Annotated in this window: 25 protein-coding genes and 2 pseudogenes; 12 read left to right on the top strand and 15 right to left on the bottom strand. The window is 74.7% G+C overall.

All coding sequences use genetic code 11. From position 1 onward, the window contains the following. Positions 1-182: 182 nt before the first annotated feature. Positions 183-290, top strand: a pseudogene (locus tag AB2U05_RS36515) (IS5/IS1182 family transposase); the annotation flags it as partial. On the opposite strand, the gene AB2U05_RS36510 reads toward AB2U05_RS36515, so the two are convergent. The 3 genes from AB2U05_RS36510 to AB2U05_RS36500 form a co-directional block, all read right to left on the bottom strand. Then, positions 286-993, bottom strand: coding sequence for an alpha/beta fold hydrolase (locus AB2U05_RS36510; protein ID WP_369185703.1), 708 nt, complete (start codon positions 991-993; stop codon positions 286-288). The pseudogene AB2U05_RS36515 and the gene AB2U05_RS36510 sit on opposite strands and share 5 nt — an antisense overlap. A gap of 203 nt (positions 994-1,196) precedes the next feature. Next, complete coding sequence (locus AB2U05_RS36505) at positions 1,197-1,571, bottom strand: hypothetical protein (RefSeq protein ID WP_369185702.1); 375 nt, start codon at positions 1,569-1,571, stop codon at positions 1,197-1,199. Between the two features lie 333 nt (positions 1,572-1,904). Next, positions 1,905-2,948 carry a zinc-dependent alcohol dehydrogenase family protein gene (locus AB2U05_RS36500; RefSeq protein ID WP_369185701.1) on the bottom strand — a complete coding sequence of 348 codons (1,044 nt, stop codon included), beginning with the start codon at positions 2,946-2,948 and terminating at the stop codon, positions 1,905-1,907. 64 nt (positions 2,949-3,012) lie between these two features. Between AB2U05_RS36500 and AB2U05_RS36495 the strand changes: the two genes are divergently transcribed. Continuing rightward, complete coding sequence (locus AB2U05_RS36495) at positions 3,013-4,140, top strand: GAF domain-containing sensor histidine kinase (RefSeq protein WP_369185700.1); 1,128 nt, start codon at positions 3,013-3,015, stop codon at positions 4,138-4,140. On the opposite strand, the gene AB2U05_RS36490 is transcribed toward AB2U05_RS36495, so the two are convergent. The 5 genes and pseudogenes from AB2U05_RS36490 to AB2U05_RS36470 all read right to left on the bottom strand — a co-directional run bounded on the left by AB2U05_RS36490 (position 4,137) and on the right by AB2U05_RS36470 (position 7,165). After that, complete coding sequence (locus AB2U05_RS36490; RefSeq protein WP_369185699.1) at positions 4,137-5,120, bottom strand: hypothetical protein; 984 nt, start codon at positions 5,118-5,120, stop codon at positions 4,137-4,139. The two genes, AB2U05_RS36495 and AB2U05_RS36490, sit on opposite strands and share 4 nt — an antisense overlap. Before the next feature lie 25 nt (positions 5,121-5,145). Next, positions 5,146-5,253, bottom strand: a pseudogene (locus AB2U05_RS36485) (SHOCT domain-containing protein); the annotation flags it as partial. 138 nt (positions 5,254-5,391) lie between these two features. Beyond that, positions 5,392-6,069, bottom strand: coding sequence for a response regulator transcription factor (locus AB2U05_RS36480; protein ID WP_045701297.1), 678 nt, complete (start codon positions 6,067-6,069; stop codon positions 5,392-5,394). 277 nt (positions 6,070-6,346) lie between these two features. Further along, positions 6,347-6,949 carry a CBS domain-containing protein gene (locus AB2U05_RS36475; RefSeq protein ID WP_052707606.1) on the bottom strand — a complete coding sequence of 201 codons (603 nt, stop codon included), beginning with the start codon at positions 6,947-6,949 and terminating at the stop codon, positions 6,347-6,349. Between the two features lie 9 nt (positions 6,950-6,958). Continuing rightward, positions 6,959-7,165, bottom strand: a complete 207-nt coding sequence (locus AB2U05_RS36470; RefSeq protein ID WP_369185698.1) for a CBS domain-containing protein — start codon at positions 7,163-7,165, stop codon at positions 6,959-6,961. Between the two features lie 158 nt (positions 7,166-7,323). On the opposite strand from AB2U05_RS36470, the gene AB2U05_RS36465 reads away from it, so the two are divergent. Next, positions 7,324-7,473 carry a hypothetical protein gene (locus AB2U05_RS36465; RefSeq protein WP_369185697.1) on the top strand — a complete coding sequence of 50 codons (150 nt, stop codon included), beginning with the start codon at positions 7,324-7,326 and terminating at the stop codon, positions 7,471-7,473. A gap of 97 nt (positions 7,474-7,570) precedes the next feature. On the opposite strand, the gene AB2U05_RS36460 is transcribed toward AB2U05_RS36465, so the two are convergent. Continuing rightward, positions 7,571-8,557, bottom strand: a complete 987-nt coding sequence (locus AB2U05_RS36460; RefSeq protein ID WP_045701302.1) for a nitroreductase family protein — start codon at positions 8,555-8,557, stop codon at positions 7,571-7,573. Positions 8,558-8,846: 289 nt separating this feature from the next. Between AB2U05_RS36460 and AB2U05_RS36455 the strand changes: the two genes are divergently transcribed. After that, positions 8,847-8,987 carry a hypothetical protein gene (locus AB2U05_RS36455; RefSeq protein WP_157882229.1) on the top strand — a complete coding sequence of 47 codons (141 nt, stop codon included), beginning with the start codon at positions 8,847-8,849 and terminating at the stop codon, positions 8,985-8,987. 49 nt (positions 8,988-9,036) lie between these two features. Beyond that, positions 9,037-9,315, top strand: a complete 279-nt coding sequence (locus tag AB2U05_RS36450; RefSeq protein ID WP_369185696.1) for a dsRBD fold-containing protein — start codon at positions 9,037-9,039, stop codon at positions 9,313-9,315. A gap of 199 nt (positions 9,316-9,514) precedes the next feature. On the opposite strand, the gene AB2U05_RS36445 is transcribed toward AB2U05_RS36450, so the two are convergent. Continuing rightward, on the bottom strand, positions 9,515-10,900 hold the full coding sequence (locus AB2U05_RS36445) for a rhodanese-like domain-containing protein (RefSeq protein ID WP_369185695.1): 1,386 nt from the start codon (positions 10,898-10,900) through the stop codon (positions 9,515-9,517). A 431-nt stretch (positions 10,901-11,331) separates the two neighbouring features. On the opposite strand from AB2U05_RS36445, the gene AB2U05_RS36440 reads away from it, so the two are divergent. The 5 genes from AB2U05_RS36440 (at position 11,332) to AB2U05_RS36420 (ending at position 15,051) form a co-directional block, all read left to right on the top strand. Then, positions 11,332-12,081, top strand: coding sequence for a sulfite exporter TauE/SafE family protein (locus tag AB2U05_RS36440; protein ID WP_369185694.1), 750 nt, complete (start codon positions 11,332-11,334; stop codon positions 12,079-12,081). Between the two features lie 26 nt (positions 12,082-12,107). Continuing rightward, positions 12,108-12,686 (top strand): rhodanese-like domain-containing protein, encoded by a 579-nt coding sequence (locus AB2U05_RS36435; RefSeq protein ID WP_369185693.1) that lies wholly within the window; start codon positions 12,108-12,110, stop codon positions 12,684-12,686. 127 nt (positions 12,687-12,813) lie between these two features. Continuing rightward, entirely contained in the window at positions 12,814-13,392 is a 579-nt protein-coding gene (locus tag AB2U05_RS36430) for a hypothetical protein (protein ID WP_369185692.1), read from the top strand. Positions 13,393-13,503: 111 nt separating this feature from the next. Continuing rightward, positions 13,504-14,205, top strand: coding sequence for a histone-like nucleoid-structuring protein Lsr2 (locus tag AB2U05_RS36425; protein WP_369185691.1), 702 nt, complete (start codon positions 13,504-13,506; stop codon positions 14,203-14,205). 102 nt (positions 14,206-14,307) lie between these two features. Then, on the top strand, positions 14,308-15,051 hold the full coding sequence (locus AB2U05_RS36420; protein WP_045701317.1) for an SOS response-associated peptidase: 744 nt from the start codon (positions 14,308-14,310) through the stop codon (positions 15,049-15,051). A gap of 38 nt (positions 15,052-15,089) precedes the next feature. Here the strand turns inward: AB2U05_RS36420 and AB2U05_RS36415 are convergent, their stop codons facing one another. The 4 genes from AB2U05_RS36415 to AB2U05_RS36400 form a co-directional block, all read right to left on the bottom strand. Continuing rightward, on the bottom strand, positions 15,090-15,638 hold the full coding sequence (locus AB2U05_RS36415; RefSeq protein WP_045701320.1) for a hypothetical protein: 549 nt from the start codon (positions 15,636-15,638) through the stop codon (positions 15,090-15,092). 176 nt (positions 15,639-15,814) lie between these two features. Beyond that, on the bottom strand, positions 15,815-17,059 hold the full coding sequence (locus AB2U05_RS36410) for a styrene monooxygenase/indole monooxygenase family protein (protein WP_369185690.1): 1,245 nt from the start codon (positions 17,057-17,059) through the stop codon (positions 15,815-15,817). 173 nt (positions 17,060-17,232) lie between these two features. Continuing rightward, positions 17,233-17,760 carry a GNAT family N-acetyltransferase gene (locus AB2U05_RS36405; protein ID WP_369185689.1) on the bottom strand — a complete coding sequence of 176 codons (528 nt, stop codon included), beginning with the start codon at positions 17,758-17,760 and terminating at the stop codon, positions 17,233-17,235. Positions 17,761-17,815: 55 nt separating this feature from the next. Further along, complete coding sequence (locus AB2U05_RS36400) at positions 17,816-18,466, bottom strand: pyridoxamine 5'-phosphate oxidase family protein (RefSeq protein WP_369185688.1); 651 nt, start codon at positions 18,464-18,466, stop codon at positions 17,816-17,818. A gap of 318 nt (positions 18,467-18,784) precedes the next feature. Between AB2U05_RS36400 and AB2U05_RS36395 the strand changes: the two genes are divergently transcribed. After that, complete coding sequence (locus tag AB2U05_RS36395; RefSeq protein WP_369185687.1) at positions 18,785-19,645, top strand: NAD(P)H-binding protein; 861 nt, start codon at positions 18,785-18,787, stop codon at positions 19,643-19,645. 54 nt (positions 19,646-19,699) lie between these two features. Here the strand turns inward: AB2U05_RS36395 and AB2U05_RS36390 are convergent, their stop codons facing one another. Next, complete coding sequence (locus tag AB2U05_RS36390; protein ID WP_369185686.1) at positions 19,700-20,620, bottom strand: helix-turn-helix transcriptional regulator; 921 nt, start codon at positions 20,618-20,620, stop codon at positions 19,700-19,702. A 447-nt stretch (positions 20,621-21,067) separates the two neighbouring features. Here AB2U05_RS36390 and AB2U05_RS36385 point away from each other — a divergent pair, with 447 nt between their 5' ends. Further along, a complete protein-coding gene (locus AB2U05_RS36385; protein ID WP_369185685.1) occupies positions 21,068-21,886 on the top strand; it encodes a slipin family protein in 819 nt (272 codons plus the stop codon). Positions 21,887-21,902 lie beyond the last annotated feature (16 nt).

Below are 21,902 nucleotides of genomic sequence, written 5' to 3'. Positions count from 1 at the left end.
CCGTCCCGACCGCCTTTCTCCGCTTCCAGGTCCATGCTGCGCCTTTCCTGACCAGGGGCCCCACCCGACGTGGACGCGCGGGCGCCGGGAGGGGTCCGGCTCCGCCTCGCGCAGCACCTCCCGGGTGACCGGGGCGACCTCGCCCTGCCCGAACAGGAAGAACCGCGGGAAGTGGCCGACCGGGCCGCCCTCGCACCCGGTAGCGGTCGTGGAGCACCGCCGGCGACAAGGCCTACTGCTCCGGCGGCAACCGTTCCCACCGGCGCAATCGCGGTGTCAAGGCCGTCATCGCAGCGGACTGCGCCACGCGGTGGTGACGGCGACGATGGTCCGAGCCAACGACACAGGCTGCTCCCGGGCGATGAGGTGTCCGGCACCTTGGATGGACCGGACCGTGGTACGCGGAGCCAGGCGCAACAGCTGGTCGACGTCCTCGGCGGTGACCGATGAACCGGTGTCTCCGTGGACGAGCAGCAGGGGCAGGTCGAGCTCCGCGGTGACCTGCCGCAGCCGGGGAACCTGGGCGAGGATGTCCTCGACGAGCTCGGTGTAGGCACCGGCCAGACCGCCGGCGGCGAGGAAACGGCGGACTCGGGAGGGCACGAGGCAGGGCACGACGTCGACCAGCACCAGCCCTGCCGCCCTTGCCCGCGCGGCCGGATCGGTGAGGGCGGCGATGGCAGCGAGCCCGCCCAGTGAGGCACCGACGACCACGCACCCCGGCGGCTCGGTGCGCAGCATCGCGGCGACGTCCTCCGCGCACGGGGACAGCGCCCGGGCGAGGCCGTCGCTGTCACCATGACCTCGCTGGTCGAAGGCCACGCAGCGGAACCCGGCACCGACGAGGACGTCGCTGACCGGAGCCCACACCTGACGGCGTTCGCCACCGGCATGAAGCAGGAGACAGGTCGGTCCGGCGCCGACCTCCTCCCCGCGCAGGATCGCACCAGGGCGAGCGAGCCACCGCGGCCGCGGGACGGTCGGGCCGATCATGAGGCTGGCACCTTCCCCCTCCCCCGCGCGCCCGAAGGAGCATGCCGGGAACCGAACGTACACCGGGCTGTATGCCCGCTGAAGGCGCGACGACACGAGGACGCCGCCCGGCCGGTACGGCGCAACGAGCAGGACTTCACCCGATTCCTGGTCGACGCCGGGATCGACTCGATCTCCGTCTCACCCCTCGCGGCCGCAGGCCGTCAGGGCGCGAGGTCCCGGCGCAGCAGCAGCGGGACGGCGGCGCCGAGACCGGCGAGTCCGACGGTCACGAGCACGGCGAGTGAGCCCCGGGCGAAGCCGCCTTGGGCGAGCGCGTCTCCCGGGGTGTAGTAGTGGAACGGGCTCAGGTAGCGCAGCGGGTTGGCCGGCTGCCAGGCCAGGGCGATGAAGTTGACGGCGAACCCCACGGCTCCCAGTGCGATGGTGGCTCCGACGACCTGGGCTTTGTGCCGTACCGCGGCCGAGACGGCGACGGCCGGTCCGGCCAGGCTGAGGGAGAACGCGCACCCCAGGACGCCGGCGGCGAGCACGCCGCGCAGTGGGACCGCGTGGTGGAGGGCGGGGGAAAGGGCCACGCCGGAGGTGGAACAGCAGCGGTCGCGGACCGGGGTCCGACTGGCCTGGAGGGGCGTCGGGGCGCCCCTCCAACAGGGCCGCCCAGGTGGTGCCGAGGGCGGCGGCGATCCGGACGAAGGCCGCCGGATCGAATACCGGCCCGGCCTCCAGCAGGGGCGCAGGTACTGCGGCGCCATCGCGGCCTGGTAGGCCAACACCGGACCGGTCAGGCCGAGTTGGTCGCGTCGCTCGACGATCCGGCGGGCCACGGCGGCAGGGTCGGCTCGTTGGACGGCTTCGAGGTCGGGAATGTGCTTCACGGTGGGTCCCCTCTGTGTGCCGGTGCCCCCGGGTCAGGTCCGGAAGAGTGCGACCTTGAGGGCACCGGTGTCCCCGGCGTCGGCGAAGACGTCGTAGGCGTCCTGCATCTCGTCCAGGCCGAAGCGGTGGGTGACCAGCCCGGAGACGTCCAGGCGGCCGACTGCGAGCATGTCGAGCAGCAGCGGGGTGCTGTGGGTGTCGACCAGGCCGGTGGTGATGGTGACGTCGCGGATCCAGAGGTCTTCCAGGTGGAGCACCGCCGGTTTGCCGTGCACGCCGACGTTGGCGACCCGGCCGCCGGGGCGGACCAGGCGGGTGCAGAGTTCGAAGGTCTCGGGCACGCCGACCGCCTCGATCGCGACGTCCGCGCCGAGCCCGTCCCGGCTCAGTTCGCGGACGGCCTCCGGGGTGGCCTCGGCCGTGGTGAGCACGGTGTCGGCGCCGAAGCGCTCGGCCGCGTCGAGGCGGCTCCGGGCGAGGTCGACGGCGATGATGCGCGAGGGGCTGTAGAGACGGGCGGTGATGATCGCGGCGAGCCCGATCGGGCCGGCGCCGACGATCGCGACGGTGTCGCCCGGGCCGACCCGGCCGTTGCGGACGCCGACCTCGTAGGAGGTGGGCAGGATGTCGGCGAGCAGCAGCGCGTCCTCGTCCGTGACGCCCTCGGGCAGCTTGTGCAGGGAACTGTCCGCGAAGGGCGTGCAGACGTACTCGGCCTGGCAGCCGTCGATCAGGTGGCCGAGGATCCAGCCGCCTCCGCCGGTGCACTGCCCGTACGTCCCGGCGCGGCAGTAGGCGCACCGGCCGCAGGCGGAGATGCAGGAGATCAGCACGCGATCACCGACCGCGACGGTGCGCACCCCCGGCCCGGTCTCGGTGACGGTGCCGACCGCCTCGTGCCCGAGAATGCGGCCCTGCGTGACCTCGGGGACGTCGCCCCTGAGGATGTGCAGGTCGGTGCCGCAGATGGTGACCGCGTCCACCCGGACGACGGCGTCCTCCGGGTCGCGGACGACCGGGTCGGGGACGTCGCCCCAGGTACGGCGGCCGGGGCCGTGGTAGGTGAGCGCTTTCATGTGCCGGTCGCTCCTCTCGGACGGCGGAGCCGGAGCGGTTCCGCTCGCCCTTCCAGGTTTGCGCGTGGCCGGGCCTGCCGCCGGGGCCGGTGGGGTCGTCCCGCTGGGCCGATGGGCCCCCTTCACGCCCGGCGCGGCACCGGTTGCGAGCCTAGGCTGGCTCGCCCGGGCCACCGAGATCGCCGGTGCGGACCTTGCCGTCGTCGCCCTGCCGCTGCCGAACACCGCAGATCTGGAGGTGCGGATCGCCGTCGGCCTCGGCGCTCGGCAGCACAGTGGCTTGGTGCTCCCGGTGGAGGGCTCGTTCGTCGGCGCGGCCGTTCGCACCGGCGGGCTGGTGGTGAGCCCCGACGTCCAGAAGGACCCGAGGATCACCGCCGGTCCACCGCGTTGGGAGGGCCTGGGCCCGGCGGTCGCGGTGCCCATCGGCACCTCCGAGCGCGGGATCCGCGGTGTGCTGATGCTGGCCCGCGCGGCCGGCGCACCGCTGTTCGACGAGGGCGAGTCGGGGCCGCTGCTGGGTTTCGCCGGGCAGGCGGCGGTCGCGATGGAACTCGCCGAGCGCCGCCGCGACTCCGAGCAGATCGCGCTGCTGCGCGAACGCGACCGGATCGCCCGCGACCTGCACGACCTGGCCGTCCAGCGCCTCTTCGCCACCGGCATGACCCTCCAGGGCGCCACCCGGTTCATCGACCACCCCGAGGCCACCGACCGCGTCCTGCGGGCGATCGACGACCTGGACGAGACCGCCAGGACCATCCGTGCCACCATCTTCGGCCTACGCCTGCGCGAGTCCGGCCCGGCAGCGGCCGGCCTGCGTGCCCGGCTCGTCGAGGTCGTCGAACGCGCCGCCCACGCCCTCGGCTTCACCCCGGCCCTGCGGATGAGCGGCCTGCTCGACGCCACCGTGCCCGCCGAGATCGCGGACGCGGCCGTCGCCGTCCTGGAGGAGGCGCTGTCCAACGCCGCCCGCCACGCGCAGGCCAGCGCGGTCGAGGTCTCGGTCGCCGCCCGTACGGACCTGATCCTCACCGTGGCCGACAACGGCGTCGGCCTCCCCGAAGGAGGCCGACACAGCGGACTCGCCAACCTGGCCGACCGTGCCGCCGCGCTGGACGGCACTTTCACCGCCCGCACCCGCCCCGAGGGCGGCACCGCGTTGGAGTGGCGGGTGCCGCTGCCGAAACCCTAGGCCTCCCCGCCCAGGACGTCCCTGGCGGCCAGGCGGGGCGTGGGGGCGCCCTCGGGACCGTAGCCGAGGCGGATCAGCATCTGCACGTGGCCGGGACGCTGGTGCGGATCGCGGGCGACCCAGCGCAGTTCAGGCCATTCCATCGCCTGGTGCAGCAGGGAGGCGCGGACGGCGTGGACGGTGGCTTCGAGCAGGACGTGTTCCAGGGCGATCCCGGCGCGCAGCCAGTCCGTCGGGGTGTCATGGTCCGTCGTGAGCACGGCGAGGCGCGGATCGTGTTCGAAGGCAGCGGGCGCCTGGTGCTCGGCGGGGCGGATGGCGGCGAAGTCCCGCACGGGCAGGTGGCCCGTACGGTCCTGAGGGCCGAGTGCGCTGGTCGGGATGCCGTAGGGCGGCACGTTCGCGCTGCGGATCCAGGTGCGGCTCTCGGTGCGCTGGACCGCGTCGGTGGTGTTGCGGCGCTCGGCCTCGGCGGTGAGGTGGAGCAGCCGGGCCGTCTCCTCGTGGTCGGGCAGGTGGAGGGTGGTGTCCTCCGCTCGGGCGGCCGACACGAGGTGGCCGAGTACGACCGGTGGAACGGGTTCGTCGGTGAAGGGTGTACGGACGGAGTGGCGGTGCCAGATCGCCTCGTAGAGCTCTTCGGTGCCGGGCGGCGACGCCGTGGCCGGGGTGTCGAGGCCGATGGCGGCGAACAGGTCCGGCTCGGCCGGGTCCGGCAGCAGCCGCACGTCCGGTGCCCAGCCGAGGTGACGGGCGGCGACGCGCAGGTTGAGGACGGCCGCGCCGACGGAGATGTGCATCGCCCGGCCTCGGGGGTCGGCGGCCGGGACGGCTCGCTCGCGGGCGGCGCGGACTTCCAGCGTCGAGGTCTCCGGCCGGAGCCTGAAGCGCCAGGGCTGGCTGTTGTGGATCGAGGGGGCGGCGACCGCTGCTGAGACGAGCTTCTCCAGTGCGGCGGCGTCGAGAGTGTGGGTGGTCATGGCCGTCTCCGGGGATGGGGCGTGGTCAGGCGGAGTCGGGCCCGCCGCGAAGGACGTCCAGGCGCTGGCGGTACTCGTCGGGGTCGATCTCGCCGCGGGCCAGGCGCTCGGCGAGCAGCCGCTCGGGGGTGGGCCGTTCGGACGCGCCGGTGGTCGGCGGAGCCGCCGGGTGGTGAGGCTCCGCTTCACCACCACCGTGCGGCCTGGGACCGCAGCCGCGCTTGGGCCGATCGGTCCGATCGTCGGGGTCCGACGGCCGTGCTCGCGGCGCTCACTGCGGGCGCTGGTGACGCTGCCCGGGCTCCTCGGCGTGGGCGGCGAGGACGGCGGCCTGGAGGCGGCGTTCGACGCCGAGCTTGGCGAGCAGGCGCGAGACGTGGTTCTTCACGGTCTTCTCGGCGAGGTAGAGCTCCTGACCGATCTGCCGGTTGGTCTTGCCCTCGCCGACGAGGGCGAGGATCTCCCGTTCGCGCGGCGTGAGGCCGGCGAGTGCGGCGTCGATCCCGCTCTCCTCGTGGTGGCGCAGGCTCTCCATCAGCTTGTGCGTGGTCGCCGGGTCGAGCATCGACTGGCCCGAGGCCACCGTTCGCACCGCGCTCACCAGGTCGGCGCCCCTGACCTGCTTCAGCACGTAGCCGGCCGCACCGGCCATGATCGCGTCGAGCAGGGCGTCGTCGTCGTCGAAGGACGTCAGCATCAGGCAGACCAGGTCGGGGATCCGGTCGCGAAGCTCCCGGCAGACGGTGACGCCGTCGCCGTCCGGGAGGCGTACGTCGAGCACGGCGACGTCGGGGCGCAGCGCGGGCACCCGGGCGAGGGCCTGGGCGCAGGAGCCGGCCTCGCCGACGACCTCGATGTCCGGTTCGGCCTCCAGCAGGTCACGGACACCGCGCCGGACCACTTCGTGGTCGTCCAGGAGGAACACCCGGACGGGTTGGGGTGTGTCCATGGCCTGGCTCCCTGGGTGCACGCTGGCGGTGACACCACCGATTCTGCGCGCCAGGGCCTTCCCACGCACCGTGATCAGCCGCGCGGTACGACGGCGACCGGGCACCAGGCGCGGTGGACCACCGCCGGGGTGACTGGGCCGAGGCGGTGCCCGCCACCAGCACGTCGGCGGCCCGGGCGCGCCGGACCCCTCCGGGACCGCCGGACCGGGACCACCGGGCAGGGGCCGTGGGCGGCGTCGGCAGCGAGCACGCACCCGGACACGCGTGATGCCCAGGTCAGGCCGGCGTGGTGAGCCGGAGTTCGACGCCTACGACGCCCGGCACGGTACGCACCAGGCGTTCCAGGACGGCGGCCGAGACGGTGTCCGGCAGGCCGCCGGTCAGGGTGATCCGGCCGTTCTCGGAGCGCACGTCGGTACCCAGTCCGGCCTCCGGGCCGAGGGTGGCGGTCAGTTCGAAGCGGACCCGGTCGGCGAGTTCGCGGTCGTCGCCGAGGTAGACCTTGAGCAGGTCGCCCCGGCTGACGATGCCGACCAGGTAGTCCTCCCCGTCGACGACCGGGAGCCGTTTGAGGTGGCCGCGGGCCATGGCCCGCGCTGCCTCGTTGAGGGGGCTGTCGGGGTGCACGGTGACCGCCGGGACGGACATCATCCGGCCGGCCGTCAGGGCGTCGGCGCGCTCGCCGTCGCCTTCCCGGGCGATGAGCAGGTCAGCCTCCGAGACCACTCCGATCACCCGGCCGTCGCCGGCCAGCACGGGGACCGCGCTGACCTGCCAGCGTTGCAGGGTCTCGGCGACCTCTCGGAAGTCCGCGTCGCGGCCGACCGCGACCACGGCATGGGTCATCACGTCGGCGACGGTGCTCGGTGTGCTGGTCACGGTGGCCTCCTAGGTGGCCGCACGGTAGGCGCGGGGGTGTTCCAGGTGCTGCTCGGTGTCGTCCTCGATCCAGTCGAGGGTGTGGTGGACGGCGACCACCGGGATCGCGGTGATGTCGTTGCGGTGGAACAGCCCCGCGACCTCCTTGGACGGTGTGTCGGGCCGGGCGGTGACGACCTCTCGGGTCGTCACGTCGTTGACGCTGCGGTGCTGCATCGTCCTCATTCCTCCTCGGGTGGTCACGCCTCCACTGTCAGTCCGTCCGAAGCCGGTGGACAGGGCCGGACGGTCCCTGCCGCCAGGGCCGGTTCGGCCCAGGACAACACCGTCGGACGGCGGGACGATGGGAGCCCCGAGTCCCGCTGGAGGCAGCCATGACGACGGACACCGGCGAACCCCGACCGCGGCCCCGTCCGGGTCTGCTGACCTTCCTCGGCGGCGTGGGCACCGTCACCGGCAGCAAGTTCCTCATCGAGACCGGCCACGCCCGCCCGATGATCGACTGCGGCCGTGAGTCGGGGTGAGATCAGCTGCCGGCCGGCTGCCCGCTGTCGTCGAGATCCCAGACGCGCCCGGTGGCCCGACCGACCGGCGGGTCCGCGGTTGCTCCGCCCGTACCGGTCATCCGTTCGCCTCGTCGAGGATGTCCTCCACCGTGCGCCGCGGGCTGACGGCACCGGGCGGGCCGTAGCCGAGACGCAGCACGAGCTGGACGTGCCCGGGCCCCTCGGCGGGGTCGCGCAGGCGCCAGCGGGTGTCGGGGATCTCGACGGCCTGGTGCAGCACGGAGGCACGCAGGCCACGAGCGGTGGCGAGCAGCCACACGCGCTCCATCGCCTGTCCGGTGTGCAGCCAGTCGGCCGGGGTGTCGAGGTGGGTGGTGAGGGTGGCGAGTTGGGGCAGAGCCTCGAAGCGTTCGGCTGGGGTGGTGTGGCGCGGTGGGTGGCCGGCGAAGCCTCGCATCGGGACGTGGGCGTCGCGGTCGTGCGAGCCGAGGGCAGCGAGTGGGATGCCGTCGTAGGAGGGTTCCAGGCGCAGCCAGCGGCGGGTCTCAGCCTCACGGCTGACGTCGGCGGCGATGCGGGCCTCGGCCTCAGAGGTGAGGGTGAGCACGCGGCGTACGCCGTGTTCTTCCAGGAGGGTGAGCATGACGCCCTCGTCCCGGGCGGCCGTGATGAGGTCGGCGACCAGTGCCTCGGGGACGTCCCGGTTGGTGAACGGCTGCCGACTGGAGTGGCGTCCCGCGATGGCGGGGTAGAGGTCCGCGCCGAAGGGCTGCGCCGAACGGGCCGGGGCGGAGAGGTCGAGGACGGCTCGCGGCTGCGCGTCGGCGCCGGCCGGCAGCAGTCGGACGGCGGCCTCGCGGCCGAGGTGGGCGGCGGCCACCCGCAGGTTGAACACCGCGGCGCCGATCGAGATGTGCAGTGCCCTGCCATCGGGGTCGGCGACGGGGACGGCCCGGTCGAGGTCCGCGTGGACCTCCAGGCCGAGCAGGTCGGGGGTGGGGCGGAAGCGCCAGGGCTGGCTGTTGTGCAGCGAGGGCGCCGCGCCGCCGGCTTCGGCCAGCAGGTGCAGGTCGGCGGTGGTGAGGGCGGTTCCGGTGGTCATGGTGGTTCACTCCCTGCAGGCGGGGGCGCCGGTGATTCCAGGATCCGCCGAATCAGCGGTGCCGGGCGAGGGTCCAACGGCCCTGAGCCGCCGGGCAGGCAGCACCGAATGCTGCGGGCGTGCTCCTCACCGAGTGGGCGGGGCCGGCAGCTCCGGGCACACCCCGACCGGCCCTGCCATGGGGGCCCACTGGCGGGCCGAACGGCCCTGCCGCCGCGCGCCCGGCGGCGGTCTGCTGGAGGTCAGAGGCCCGGTTCACCGTGCGGGCCTGAACACCGGAGGCGCGGCCGTGCCGACCGACGACTCCCGCAGGACCACCCAGCAGCTGATGCGCATCGCCGGCGGGCGGACGATCGCCCTGACCGTCCGCGCACCGATCGGCGAGACCAGGAAGCCCGCACGCACGATCGAGATCACCCGGGGCGATTGACCCGACCGGCCGGGCACCCCTCGCCCGCCCGGCCCCGAAAGGACCGGAGATGAATGCGAGCACAACGGCACCAAGACGCACCAAGCAGTGGACCCTGCGCCTCGACCTCTTCGAGGAGGGCGACACCACCAAGGTCCACGCCGTCCTCGACACCGGCGACAACACCCTGGAGGCACGCACCACCGCCCATCGCAACCCCCACGACCCACCGGTGCCCGAGATCGGTGACGAGTACGCAGCCGCCCGCGCCCTGATCGACCTCGGCCACCAGCTCCTGCGGGCCGGCCTCTCGGACTCGGCTGAGAACGACCACTCCGTCGACGGCTGAGAACGCCTTGTCGACGCCGATGTCTTCGGGTTCTGCCCCCGTAGGGCGACGGGGGCAGAACCGTCCGACGCGCTGATGCCGGCCTCCGGCCTCCGGTCAACCACCGCACGGAGAAGAACGCTCAGGACCGATCGCAGCCACGGGAGGGCCCCTGCGGTCACCGGGTCCTGGCCGCCTCGGCTCACCGCCACGACTGGGTTCAGGGCCGGGTGGGGTGGGTGAGGGTGTGCCAGGCGGTGTAGCCGCCGAGGAGGTCGGAGACGTCGGGGTGGCCGTGGTGGCGCAGCAGGCTGGCGGCGATGGAGGAGCGGTGGCCGCTGGCGCAGTGGACGACCAGGGGGCGGTCGGTGGGGATCTCGTCGAGGCGGGTGGGGAGTTCGGCGAGGGGGATGTGCAGGGAGCCGTCGATGGCGCCGGTTTCGCGTTCGCCGCAGGTGCGCACGTCCAGGACGGTGGCGGGCTGCTCGTCGGTGAGGGCGGTGCGGAGCTGGTCGGGGGTGAGGCGGGTGGCGGGGGTGAGGTGGTCGGCGAGGGCGGGGAGGGCGGTGGCGGGGTTGCGCAGGTAGCCGGCGATGTGGTCGAAGCCGATGCGGGCGAGGCGGGTGATGACCTCGTTCTCGCGGTCCTGCGGGGCGATGACGGCGATGGTGCGGTGGGGGGTGAGGACGGTGCCGGCCTGTTCGGCGAAGCGGCCGTCGAGGGGGACGTTGACGGCGCCGCGCAGGTGTCCGGCGCCGAAGTCCTGGGGGCTGCGGGTGTCGAGGACGACGGCGCCCGCGGCGCGGGCCTCCTGGAAGCCTTCGGGGCACAGGGGGGAGGCGGCGTTCGTGGGGTCGAGCAGGGGATGGTCCTGGCGGTTGAGGGCGGCGTCGTGGCCGAAGTAGGCGGGGGCGGTGGACTGGCCGGCGGTGACGATGCGGACGAAGGTGTCCTGGTCCATGGGCCGGCAGGCGTAGTTGGTGCGGCGCTGGGCGCCGATGGTGGAGCGCTTCTCGGTGGAGAGGTTCTTGCCGCAGGCGGAGCCGGCGCCGTGGGCGGGGAAGACGAGGGTCTCGTCGGGCAGGGCCATCAGCTTGTGGTGGACGCTGTCGTAGAGCATGGCGCCGAGTTCGTCGGCGGTGACGCCGGTGGAGGCGAGCAGGTCGGGGCGGCCGACGTCGCCGATGAACAGGGCGTCGCCGGTGAGGACGCCGTAGGGGACGGTGTCGTCGGGCTGTTCGAAGACCAGGACGCTGATGGACTCGGGGGTGTGCCCGGGGGTCTCCATGATCTGCAGGGTGACGTCGCCGAGTTCGATCCGCTCGCCGTCGGCGAGCTTGCGGATCGGGTACTCGGTCTCCGCGCGGCGGCCGTAGCCGATCCAGGCGCCGGTGCGGTCGGCCAGTTCGAGGTGACCGGCCAGGAAGTCGGCGTGGAAGTGGGTGTTGATGACGCCGACGACGGTCAGACCGCGCGCCGCGGCGTCGGCCACGTACTCGTCGACGTCCCGGCGGGGGTCGACCACGACGGCCCGGCCGGTGCGCTCGTCGGCGATCAGGTAGGAGGCCTGGGAGAGGCAGTCGAGGTAGAACTGGGCGAAGTACACGGGGAATCCTCCTGGTCGGCGCCGGGCGCCGCGATGCTGTCCTGAGACTCGAACCGATACCCCCCTCGGTATGTTCGCCAGCATAGGGCACCGAGGTCGAATACGGGGCGGGGTATCCTGAGCGATTTCGATAATACCCCCGGGGGTACTATGGTGGCCGTCGAGGGGGGAACCGGCGGCCGCCGACCGAAACGGGTACGGGCGGAGCCGGGCAGACACCCGCGTGCGCCGCCGAGCCGCCGAGCCAGCAGGCCGCCGCTCCACCGAGCCGCCACGCGCCGACCCCGACGCGCCGGGCCCATCGCCGCCCGGCCCACCCCGCCACCCCGCACCACCGGAGAAGCCATGCCCCAGCTCCCGCCTGCCCCCGGGCAGACCACCCCCGGCCACGCCCACCGCCTGCTCCTCGCCGACACCGCCGGGGGCGTGGGATGACCGCGCTGCTGCTGGCACTGGCCGCCGGGGCCGTGGTCGGTCTCGCGCTCGGCGGGCTCGGCGGCGGCGGCAGCATGCTGGCCGTCCCGGCCCTGGTCTACCTGCTCGGCTTCAGCCCCGCACTGGCCACCACCGCGAGCCTGCTGATCGTCGCCGCGACCTCGCTCACCGCCCTGCTCGCGCACGCCCGGGCCGGCCGGGTCCGCTGGCGCACCGGCGCGCTGTTCGCCGCCGCCGGGCTGCCCGCCGCCGCGGCCACCGGGGCGCTGTCCGTCCACCTGCCGGGCGCGCTGCTGACCGGCGCGTTCGCCGTCCTGGCGGCGCTGGCGGCGTGGCGGATGCTGCGGCCACCGAGCGCGCAGCCGCCGGAACGTTCCGCCGCCGGGACCGGCCCGGCCGCGGCGGCGGGCGCCGGGCTCGGCGCCGTCACCGGGCTGCTCGGCGTCGGCGGCGGCTTCCTCGCCGTCCCCGCGCTCGTCTCCGTCCTCGCCTTCACCATGGCCGAGGCGGTCGGCACCAGCCTGCTGGTGATCACCGCCAACTCGCTCGCCGCCCTGCTCCCCCGCCTCGGCTCCGCCGGGGCCGTCGACTGGGCCGTCGCCGCCCCCTTCGCCGGCGCCGCCGTCCTCGGCGCCTGGGACGGCAAACGGCTCGCCGACCGGCTCAGCGGACGCACCCTGCAACGGGCCTTCGCGCTCGCGCTGCTCGCCGTCGCCGCGCTGATGCTCGTCACCGCACTCGTCTGAACACCCGTACCGAAAGGCTCTTCCCCATGACCACGCCGCTGACCGTCGAACAGCTCCGCCCCCGGCTCGGGCAGCTCGCCCTCGTGGACGTCCGCTCCCCCGGCGAGTACGCCGCCGGCCACATCCCCGGCGCGCTGAACGTCCCGCTCGACCAGCTCGACCGCGCCCTGCCCGCCCTGCGCCGGGCCGCCGACCGGGGCGACCTCGCCGTCGTCTGCGCCTCCGGACAGCGCGCCGCCACCGCCTGCCGGCAGCTCGCGGACGCCGGGATCGCCGCCCTCGTCCTGACCGGCGGCACCAACGCCTGGGCGGCGGACGGGCACCCGCTGAACCGCCCGGCGGGCGCCCGCGCGGTGTGGGCGATGGACCGCCAGGTCCGCTTCGCGGCGGGCTCCCTGGTCCTGGTCGGCCTGTTCGCCGGCCTCGCCCTGCCCGGCGCCCGCTGGTTCGCCGCCGCGATCGGCGCCGGGCTGGTCCTCTCGGCCGTCACCGACACCTGCGCGATGGGCCGGGCCCTCGGCAGGCTCCCCTTCAACCGCCCCCGCCCCGGCGCCCCGACCCTCGACGACGCCCTCACCGCCCTGGCCACCCCGCCGGCGCGCTGACCCCCGCGACCCGGGCCCGTCGGCACCGACGTAAGCTCCTCGATCACGGCGCCCGCCGTCGTGGTCGAGGAGCTGGGGACGGACCCGCGCCCCGACGTCAGCGACCGCACACGAAAGGCCCCGGCCCTTGGCCTTCCAGGACCACCTCCGCACGCTCGCCACGCGAGCGATCAGCTCGATCACGGCCGCCGAGGCGGCGGACGTCTACGTCATCTCGTTCTTCATCGACGACGAGAGGGACGACCCGCGACAGCCCACCCTGACCATCGGCTACAACACCGAAGCCCAGTTCCGACGCAGCGCCGCGAACGCCTCCGACGAGGCGGAAGCCCGCTGGAACTACGCCTTCTGGCTCCAGAACGAGCTCACCGTCATCGGCGACCTCACCCGCGACCCGGACGGCGCGGCGGCGCGTCACCGCTGGATCTCCGAACTCGGACTCTGGTACGACGAGCCCACCGACCCCGAGGACTGGGTGACCGTCGTCGGGCCGACCGCCGCGCTGATCGAGGCCACCTTCAACCAGGCCTGCGTCCGGCTCGCGCTCGACCTCCACGACGACGGCACCATCGAGAGCACCCTCGGCAGGCCGGTGCCCGTGGTCCTCCACGAACTGGAGTACTACGAGGGAATCGCCCGTCGGACCGAGGCGGCCAACCCGCCCGGACTCGCTGACGACTTCGCCGCCTGGGTCCGCACCGGGTGAGGCATGAGCGGAGCGGCTGGGGGGCCGTCGCGGGCCGGGCGTCTTTGTCAGTGGTCTCGTCTACGGTCGTCCCGTGCATGATCGACCGTCGTCGCGACCGGGGGAGCTCCGATGAACCAGGCAGGGAACGTGGGGGAGGCGTGGGCCCGGGTCGCCGCGTGGCTCCGGCGGAACGACCCCGGGGCATTCGCCGCCCTCGGCGGTCCGGCGAGCCCGGAGGCCATCGCCCGGGCCGAGGCGCGGATGGGCCTGGAGCTGCCGCCGGAGCTGCGCCAGTGGCTCCGGGCGAACGGCGGGGACACCGACGTGCGGCCGGACGCCCCGGGGTCCCTGGTGGAACGGGGGTGCGCGGTGCCGCTTCCCGGTGGCAGTCTCCTGCTCGGCCTGGGGGACATTCAGCGGGTCTACCTCCACCAGCTCGCCATGGAGCGGTCGGAGCCCTCCGAGGACCCCGACGCCCCGCTCTGGCGCCCGGAGTGGGTGCCGATCGCCGCGGACCGCGACGGCCTGTACGGGACGTTCCTGGACGCGGTCACCGGGACGGTCGGAACGTGGGCCGACGCGAGCCTGCCCGAGGAGGGCGTGCACGCCTCGTTGGCCGCCTTCCTCCAGCACGCGGCGGACCAGCTGGAAGGCGCCGGCACCGGGGACCGGCGCGGCCCCGGCGCGCCCGCGCGGCCCCTCGCCCGCGACGAATCCCGGCCGGGGGACGAGCTGATACGCGACTGGGCCCGCACCCACGGCCTGGTGGTGAACGACCGCGGGCGCGTGCCCCCGAGCATCCGCGCGGCCCACGAGGCCGCCCAGGGGTGACGCCCGCCAGGTCGGCCGGCGAGCCCGCCAGCGGGTCGGCCGGTGAGCCTGCCAGCGGGTCGACCGCGCCGGTTGTCGGCGGGTGGTGGCAGGCTGGGGGGCATGTGCGGCCGCTTCGTCTCCACCACCACGCCCCAGGACCTCGTCTCGCTGCTCGGCGAGCTGCGCTGGGACCCGGCCGAGGCCCTGGCCCCGAGCTGGAACGTGGCGCCGACCGACCCGGTGCCGGTCGTGCTGGAGCGGGTCGACCGGGAGACCGGCGAGCTGGTGCGCGGGCTGCGGCCGCTGCGCTGGGGCCTCGTCCCGTCCTGGTCGAAGGACCCGTCCGGGGCGGCCCGGATGATCAACGCCCGCTCGGAGACCGTCGACACCAAGCCGGCCTTCCGCAAGGCCTTCGCCGCCCGCCGCTGCGTGCTGCCCGCGGACGGCTACTTCGAGTGGCGCGAGGTGCCGGCCGAGGCCGGCCGCCGGAAGTACAAGCAGCCGTACTTCCTGAGCACCGGCGGCGTGCTGCTGATGGCCGGCCTGTACGAGTTCTGGCGCGACCCGGGCCGGCCCGAGGACGACCCGCTGGCCTGGCTCGCCACCACCACGATCATCACCACGGACGCCACCGACAGCGCCGGCCGGGTGCACGACCGGATGCCGCTCACCATCGCCCCGGACGACCTGGACGTCTGGCTCTCCGCGGCCCACACCGACTCCGCCGAGCTGCACCACCTGCTGCGCCGCCCGGCGGACGGCGACCTGCGGGTGCGGGCCGTGTCGACCGCCGTCAACAGCGTCCGCAACAACGGGCCGGAACTCCTCGACGACGCACCGGACCCGCTGGGCCTCGCCGACTGACGGACTGACGGCCGGGCCGGCCGGCCGTCGAGGGCCCGTCAGCGCTGGCGGATGGTCCGGAACCCGCAGACCGGGGTGCAGAGCGTGACGATGCCACTGTACCGGTAGGTGGTCCGCCCCCGGGTGACGCTGTGCACGGTCAGCTTCTCCCGCAGGGTCGGCTGGTAGCAGCGCGGGCAGGCGGCCGGGACGGCCGTGCCCCACGGGCGGTTCGGGTCCAGCTTGGTGAAGGCGAACACCATCGAGACGAGCATCACGCCGGTGGTGCCGAACCCGACGTACCGCCAGATCTCCTTCGAGGACTCGCGGCGGTCGATCATCTCCGAGTAGGAGAACGTCCCGCCGCCGCCGCGGTTGGAGATGATCTGGCACAGGCTGGTGTGCGTCATGGTGTGGCCGTCGCAGTCCGGCGGGGTGTTCGGGTCCGCCTTCCCGAGCACCAGCGCCGCGAACAGGCCGGCCGCGGCGAGCAGCCCCAGCACCACCATCGTGCTGGTCCGGCTGCGGCCGGTGTGCAGCCGTTCGCGCTCCTTGACCGCCGTGTCTATCACGGTCTGTGACATGTTGCCGTCGGCGCTGGCCGCCATCGTGCTCCCCCGGTCGTCGTGCGTACTGCCGCGCGTTTGCCGCGCGTTCTGTCGTTGCGTGCTGTCGTTGCGTGCTGTCGTGCTTTCAGCGGCCGAATGCTCCCATCTGGCCCCGGCATTGACAAGAAATCGTCCGGTGCCGGGGCCGGCCCCGTGGGACATCGCGGGAATTCTCCCTATTCGTCCCGATCGAGGGAGGCCAGGTAGGCCGCCGTCCCCGCCGGGTCCAGGAACCACTCGGCCAGGTCGGCCGGCCGGTCGAAGCCGTTGGCGAACCGGTCCGCCACGGCGGGCCGTCGGGCGGCCGCGCCGAGCACGTCCAGGACGTGCGGGGGCGGCGGCGCGAGCATCGCGTTGCTCCACGCGGTGGCGGGCCCGGCGGTGGTCTCCCAGAAACGGTCGAACGCGGCCTGCATGAAGTCCCGGTCGAAGGGCTTGTCGCCGTGGGCGAGGATCGCCTCCAGGTATCCGTCCGCGCACTTGGCGGCGCTGTTCGCGCCCTGCCCGGTGATCGGGTCGTTCGCGACCACGGCGTCGGCGACGCCCAACACCGCTCCCCCGCCGGGAAGTTCGCCGACGGGACGGCGCACGGTCGGGGTGAAGCGGCCGGCCAGGGTGGCGCCCGCGTCGACGAGCTCGACGCCGCCCCGGGTGCGGTCGTACTCCCAGGGGGTGTGGGTCCGCATCAGTTCCAGGGTGACCCGCAGGTGTTCGGCCGGGTCGCGGAGCCCGTCGAAGGCGTCCGCCGGGCCGCCGGGCAGGGCCTCCCAGAACAGGATGTCGCACGGCCCGGCCGCGGTCAGCGCCGGCATCACGAACAGCTCCCCGACACCGGGCAGCAGGCTGCAGGACACCGCCCGGAAGTCCCGCCCCGGGTGCGGCGCGAGACCGTGCACGTAGCTGACCGCCAGCGCGCGCTGCGGCCGGTCGTACGGGCAGCGCTCCTCGTCGCGCTCGAACAGCGAGCCCGGGCCGCCCCGGCCCGCGGCGACCAGCACCAGGTCGTACGCGCCGGCCAGGTGCGCCACGTCCCCGGCGCCGACCGGCCCGACCACGACCCGGCCGCCGCGCTCGGCGAAGGCTTCCAGCCAGGCCGGCATCTTCAGCCGCTGGTCGACGGACTGTGCGAAGGCGTCCAGCCGCCCGGTCCAGTCGAGCGCCCGGGTGCCCGCTTCCGGACCGCCCAGCGCCACGCCGACGCCCTCGATCCGGGGCGCCTCCTCGGCCCAGAGGTCCAGGCCGAGGGCCCGTTCGGTGCGCAGCGCGGTGTCGAACATGCACTGGGTGGAGAGCACCCGCCCGGTGCGGACGGCTTCGGGGTCGCGGTCGGTCATCACCGTGACGTCGTAGCCGTGGGCCTGGAGCCCGAGGGCCAGTTGCAGGCCGGCCTGCCCGGCGCCGACGATCAGAACTCTGCGCATCGTCCCCGCTTCCTGGTTGTCCGTGCGTTCCGGCGGTCGGCGCGGTCCGGATGTGCGGTCCGGATGTGCGGTCCGCCCGGCCGCCCGTGGCCTGGATACCAGTCCGTGCCCGCCACGTCCACGGGTGCGGCGCGTCTTCCGGCGCGCGGTCGGGATTCCGCGCCGGGGGCCCGCTACCGGTGGCGCTCGGCGATCCAGCCGAGGACGAGGAGGACCTGCGGCCTGCTGCGGACCAGGCCCCTGCGGGTGTGCAGCCGCTCGAAGCCGTTCTTCTCCGCGACTCCGAGCCACGCGGTGTCCGCCTCCGCGGCCTCCAGCTGGAGGCAGGGCAGGTCGGCGTCGCCCCGGCCCCAGTCGCTCAGCAGTCGGACGGCCCGGGTGGCCAGGCCCTGACGGCGCCGTTCGGGGAAGATCCGGCAGGTGAGGAGGGTGCAGGCGTGGAGCTTCCGGGCCAGTTCGACGAGTCCGGCCGGTTCGTCGGTCGCCGCGTCGGCGACCACCAGGGGGACGCGGCGGCCGGCCTGTCGGGCCTCCCACTCCCGCAGGTACGCGGCCGGCATGCCCTCGCGCCACCGGTGCCGCTCCGGATCGCGGCCCGCCGCGACGGCCTCCGCGTCGGCGGCGCACTGGGGGCGCAGGGTCACCACACCGTCCGTCAGCGGGTGGGCGGGGGCTGCGAGGGGTATCGGTGCGGGGATCACCCGGCGAAGCCTAGACGGGCCCCGGGTCCCAGACGGGCCCCGGGAGCCCGCGGCCTTAGCCGGTGACCAGCCGGCGGCCGGTGATCTCGTCCGGCCGGACCCGGACCCAGCGGGGCCGGTCGCCGCCAGCCCAGGGGGCGGCGCCGGGCAGGCCGGAGAGGCGGCTCAGATCCTCCGGGTCGTCGACGTAGTGCGCGGAGCCGAGTGCGAGGACGCTCCAGCCGCGCCCGAGGTATTCGTCGATGTGGTCGACCTGGAAGGACAGCGCGGCGCCCTCGGCCGGGGCGGTGCCGGCGCTCTCGCCGGTGCGGTAGGCGAAACTGCCGTGGTCCACCACGTAGTTGACGGGGTAGACGACCGGCGCGGGCCGCACCGGCAGGGCGATCCGGCCGACGCCGTGGGTGCCGACGAGGTCCCAGCACTCGGCTTCGGTGAGGTCGAGCAGCCGGGGGCGCGGGCCGGGGCCGGACTGCCCGGGCGGGGCGTCCTGGCGGCCGGTGAGCAGTTCGTCACGGCTGAGGCCGAGCACGGCGGCGATCCGGACGAAGCCACCGGGGTCGAAGGTGGGCCCGGCTTCGAGCAGGTGGACGAGGTAGCGCGGGGCCATCGCGGCCCGGTGCGCCAAGGAGTCCTCGCTGAGGTCGAGTTGGCGGCACCGGTCGGTGATCCGGCGGGCCACGGCGGCGGGGTCGGTGGTGTCGTTCACGGTGTCGGCTCCTCGGCTGGCCGGGGGTGCCCCGGGTCGCGTCGCGGGGCTCGCACGGACACCGCGGCGGGATCGCCCGCGCGGTCGCGTACGGACGGTGACCGGGCCGCCTCCATCCAAGCGCCCGGCCCGCGACAAGTCGAGCAACGGGCGGGCGCCGTGGCGTGTCGAGGTCGGGCACGAACCGACCCGCCGACCGCCCGGCCGTCCGTGACCGCTCTTGATCGACTCCGGCCGGGCTGCGATCATCCGAACCGACGAGATGATCTGACTGACGCGTCATCAACTACGCGTCGGGCACGGGGAAGGGAACGAATCGTGATCGTCGTGACGGGAGCCACCGGTACGGTCGGCGCCAGGGTCGTCGAGGGGCTGCGCGAGCGCGGCGAGGCCGTCCGGGCCGTGGTGCGGCCCGGCTCGAAGGGGCTCGCCGAGTGGGGCGACGACGTCGAGCGGGCCGAGGCCGACTTCGCCGACCCGGCCGCGCTGGACGCCGCGCTCGCCGGGGCCGACACCGTCTACCTGCTGGTCGCCGTCCACCCGGAGATGGCCGCGCACGAGCGGAACGTGATCGACGCCGCCGTCCGCACCGGCCGCCGCCCGCGGATCGTGCTGCACGCGGCGGCCGGCGTCGAGCAGCGGCCCGAGGGCGTCCGCTTCGTCGGCGCGCACGTCGCCGGGCTGGACCACCTGCGGGCCTCCGGCCTGCCCTGGACGGTCGTCGCGCCGAACGGCTTCCACCAGAACTTCCTCGGGATGGCCGAGGCCGTGCGGGCCGGCGCCCTGGCCGTGCCGGGCGGCTCCGGCGCGGTGTCGTACGTGGACGCCCGGGACGTCGCGGCGGCCGCCGTCGAGGTGCTGGCCGGCGCCGGGCACGAGGGCGCGGTCTACACCCTGACCGGCCCGGAGGCGCTCACCCACGGCGAGTTGGCCGAGCGCCTCGCCGCCGTCGTGGACCGCCCGGTGACGTACACCGCCGTGCCGCCCGAGCAGGCGCTGGCCGGGATGCTCGCGGCGGGCTGGCAGCCGTGGCGGGCCGAGGGCATGGTCGAGCTGTACGGGCTGTACGCGGCCGGCCACGCCTCGGCGGTCAGCCCGGACGTGGCCGGGCTGACCGGCCGGCCGCCGCGTTCCTTCGCCGAGTTCGCCGCCGAGCACGCGGCCGCCTTCCGGGGCTGACGCACCGCCGGCTCAGGGCCGGTTCCGCCCCCGAACACCGGAGCCCGCCGCCGTTCACCCGGCGGCGGGCTCCGGCGCGACGGGTGCGACAGGCGCGACGGGTGCTGCGGGTACGCCGGGCGCTGCGGGTACGCCGGGCGCGACGGGTGCGACGGCTCGGGCCAGCCGGAGCAGCGTCCGCTCGTCCGCGGACCCGGGCACGGCCGTGTACACCGCGATCACCAGGTCCGGACGGTCGGCGACCTGCAGCGCCGCACCGGACAGCCGCAGCCGGCCGATCCCCGGGCAGTCGAGCAGCGTGGTCGTGTGGCCCTTCTCCAGCACCACCTGCTCGCCCCAGAGCCGGCGGAACTCCGGGCTGTGCTCGCGCAGTTCGCTGATCTCCCGGGCGAGCACGGCGTCCCGGGGCCGCTTGGCGACCTCCGTGCGCAGCAGGCCCACCGCCTCCCGCGCCTTCGCCTCCCAGTCGACGTAGAGCCGCCGCGCGCCCGGGTCGGCGAAGACCAGCCGGCCGACGGTGCGCTCGTCGGGGCGCACCCGGGAGAAGTCGACGAACACCGCCGCGGCGAGCCGGTTCCAGGCGAGGATCGCGCCGCGCGGGCCGACCAGGTACGCGGGCGTCAGGGCCATCGAATCCAGCACCGGCTGCAGGCCGATCTCCCCCTGCTCGGGCGGGGGCAGGGGCGGGTCGGCGACGGCCGCCGGCCGGGCGAGGCTGCGCAGGTAGCGCCGCTCCCCCGGGCTGAGCCGCAGGGCGTCGGCGACCGCGTCCAGGACGGTGTCCGAGACCCGCGAGGCCTGGCCGCGTTCCAGCCTGGTGTAGTGCTCCACGCTCATCGCCGCCAGCCCCGCCACCTCCTCCCGGCGCAGGCCCCGCACTCTTCGCACGCCGTGGACCGGCAGCCCCACGTCCTCGGGGCGCAGCCGCGCACGCCGGGATACCAGGAAGTCACGGAGAGCCTCGGGGAGATCCATGGCGGCGATTGTCTCCGTACGGACGAGGGTCGTCCAGAGCCCCTGCCCATGATCCGGCCCGTGCTGCCAGGGCACGGTCTGACCTCCCTCGCGGCGCCGCCCCCGGGCATCCTCGTCCTACCGCCCCCACCCCAGAGGGGGCGGCACCGCCCGGCGGGGCCCTACGGGAGATGCGGGCCGCGCCGGGACGGGGGAAACGGGACGGGGGAGAGCAGCGGGGGAAGACGGGGGAACGACGGCGGCCCGGACCGAGCAGTGCGGGCCGCCGTCGTACGCCCCGGCCGGCCGGGCGCCCTGACGCGCGGTCACCGCGGCGAGGAACCGGCTGCACGGCCCTGTCCGTCCCGGCCACCCGCGCGCATACTGGCCAGCGCGGCTCGCACCCCTCGCGACAGGGGCCACTCCGGTCCCGGCCGGGCTGCGCCGCGTACGGGGGGCCGAACGACCATGGCAGCGCTCGTGATCGTCGTCGTGCTGGTGCTGTTCCTGCTGGCCACCGGTGTCCGGGTGGTGCAGCAGTACGAGCGGGGCGTGGTGTTCCGGCTCGGGCGGGTGCGCGGGCAGGTCCGCGAGCCGGGGGTGACCCTGTTGGTGCCGGTCGTGGACCGGATGCGCAAGGTGAACGTCCAGGTCGTCACCATGCCGGTGCCGGCCCAGGAGGGCATCACCCGGGACAACGTCTCGGTGAGCGTCGACGCGGTGCTCTACTTCCGGGTCGCGGACCCGATCCGGGCCACCGTCGACGTCCAGAACTACCACTTCGCGATGCTGCAGGTCGCCCAGACCTCGTTGCGCTCGATCATCGGCAAGAGCGAGCTGGACGACCTGCTCTCCGGGCGGGAGAACCTGCACCAGGGCCTGGAGGTGATGCTGGAGAGCCCGGCCACCGGCTGGGGCGTGCACATCGACCGGGTCGAGATCAAGGACGTCAGCCTGCCCGACTCGATGAAGCGCTCGATGGCCCGTCAGGCGGAGGCCGACCGGGAGCGCCGGGCCCGGATCATCACCGCGGACGGCGAGTTCCAGGCCGCCGCCAAGCTGGCCGAGGCGGCGACCACGATGGAGCAGACCCCGGCGGCGATGCAACTGCGGCTGCTGCAGACGGTGGTGGAGGTGGCGGCGGAGAAGAACTCGACGCTGGTGCTGCCGTTCCCGGTGGAGCTGCTGCGCTTCTTCGAGGCCGCGGCCGACCGCGCCGCGGCGCCGGTCGCGCCGGTCCCGGCCGAGGACCGGACGCAGGGCCGGCCGCCGGCCGGGACCGCCTGACGGTATTCCCGGTGGG

This window comes from Streptomyces sp. Y1 (genome assembly GCF_041053115.1).
GTDB lineage: Bacteria > Actinomycetota > Actinomycetes > Streptomycetales > Streptomycetaceae > Kitasatospora > Kitasatospora rubellomurina.
This window is presented reverse-complemented; position numbering and strand designations above follow the sequence as displayed.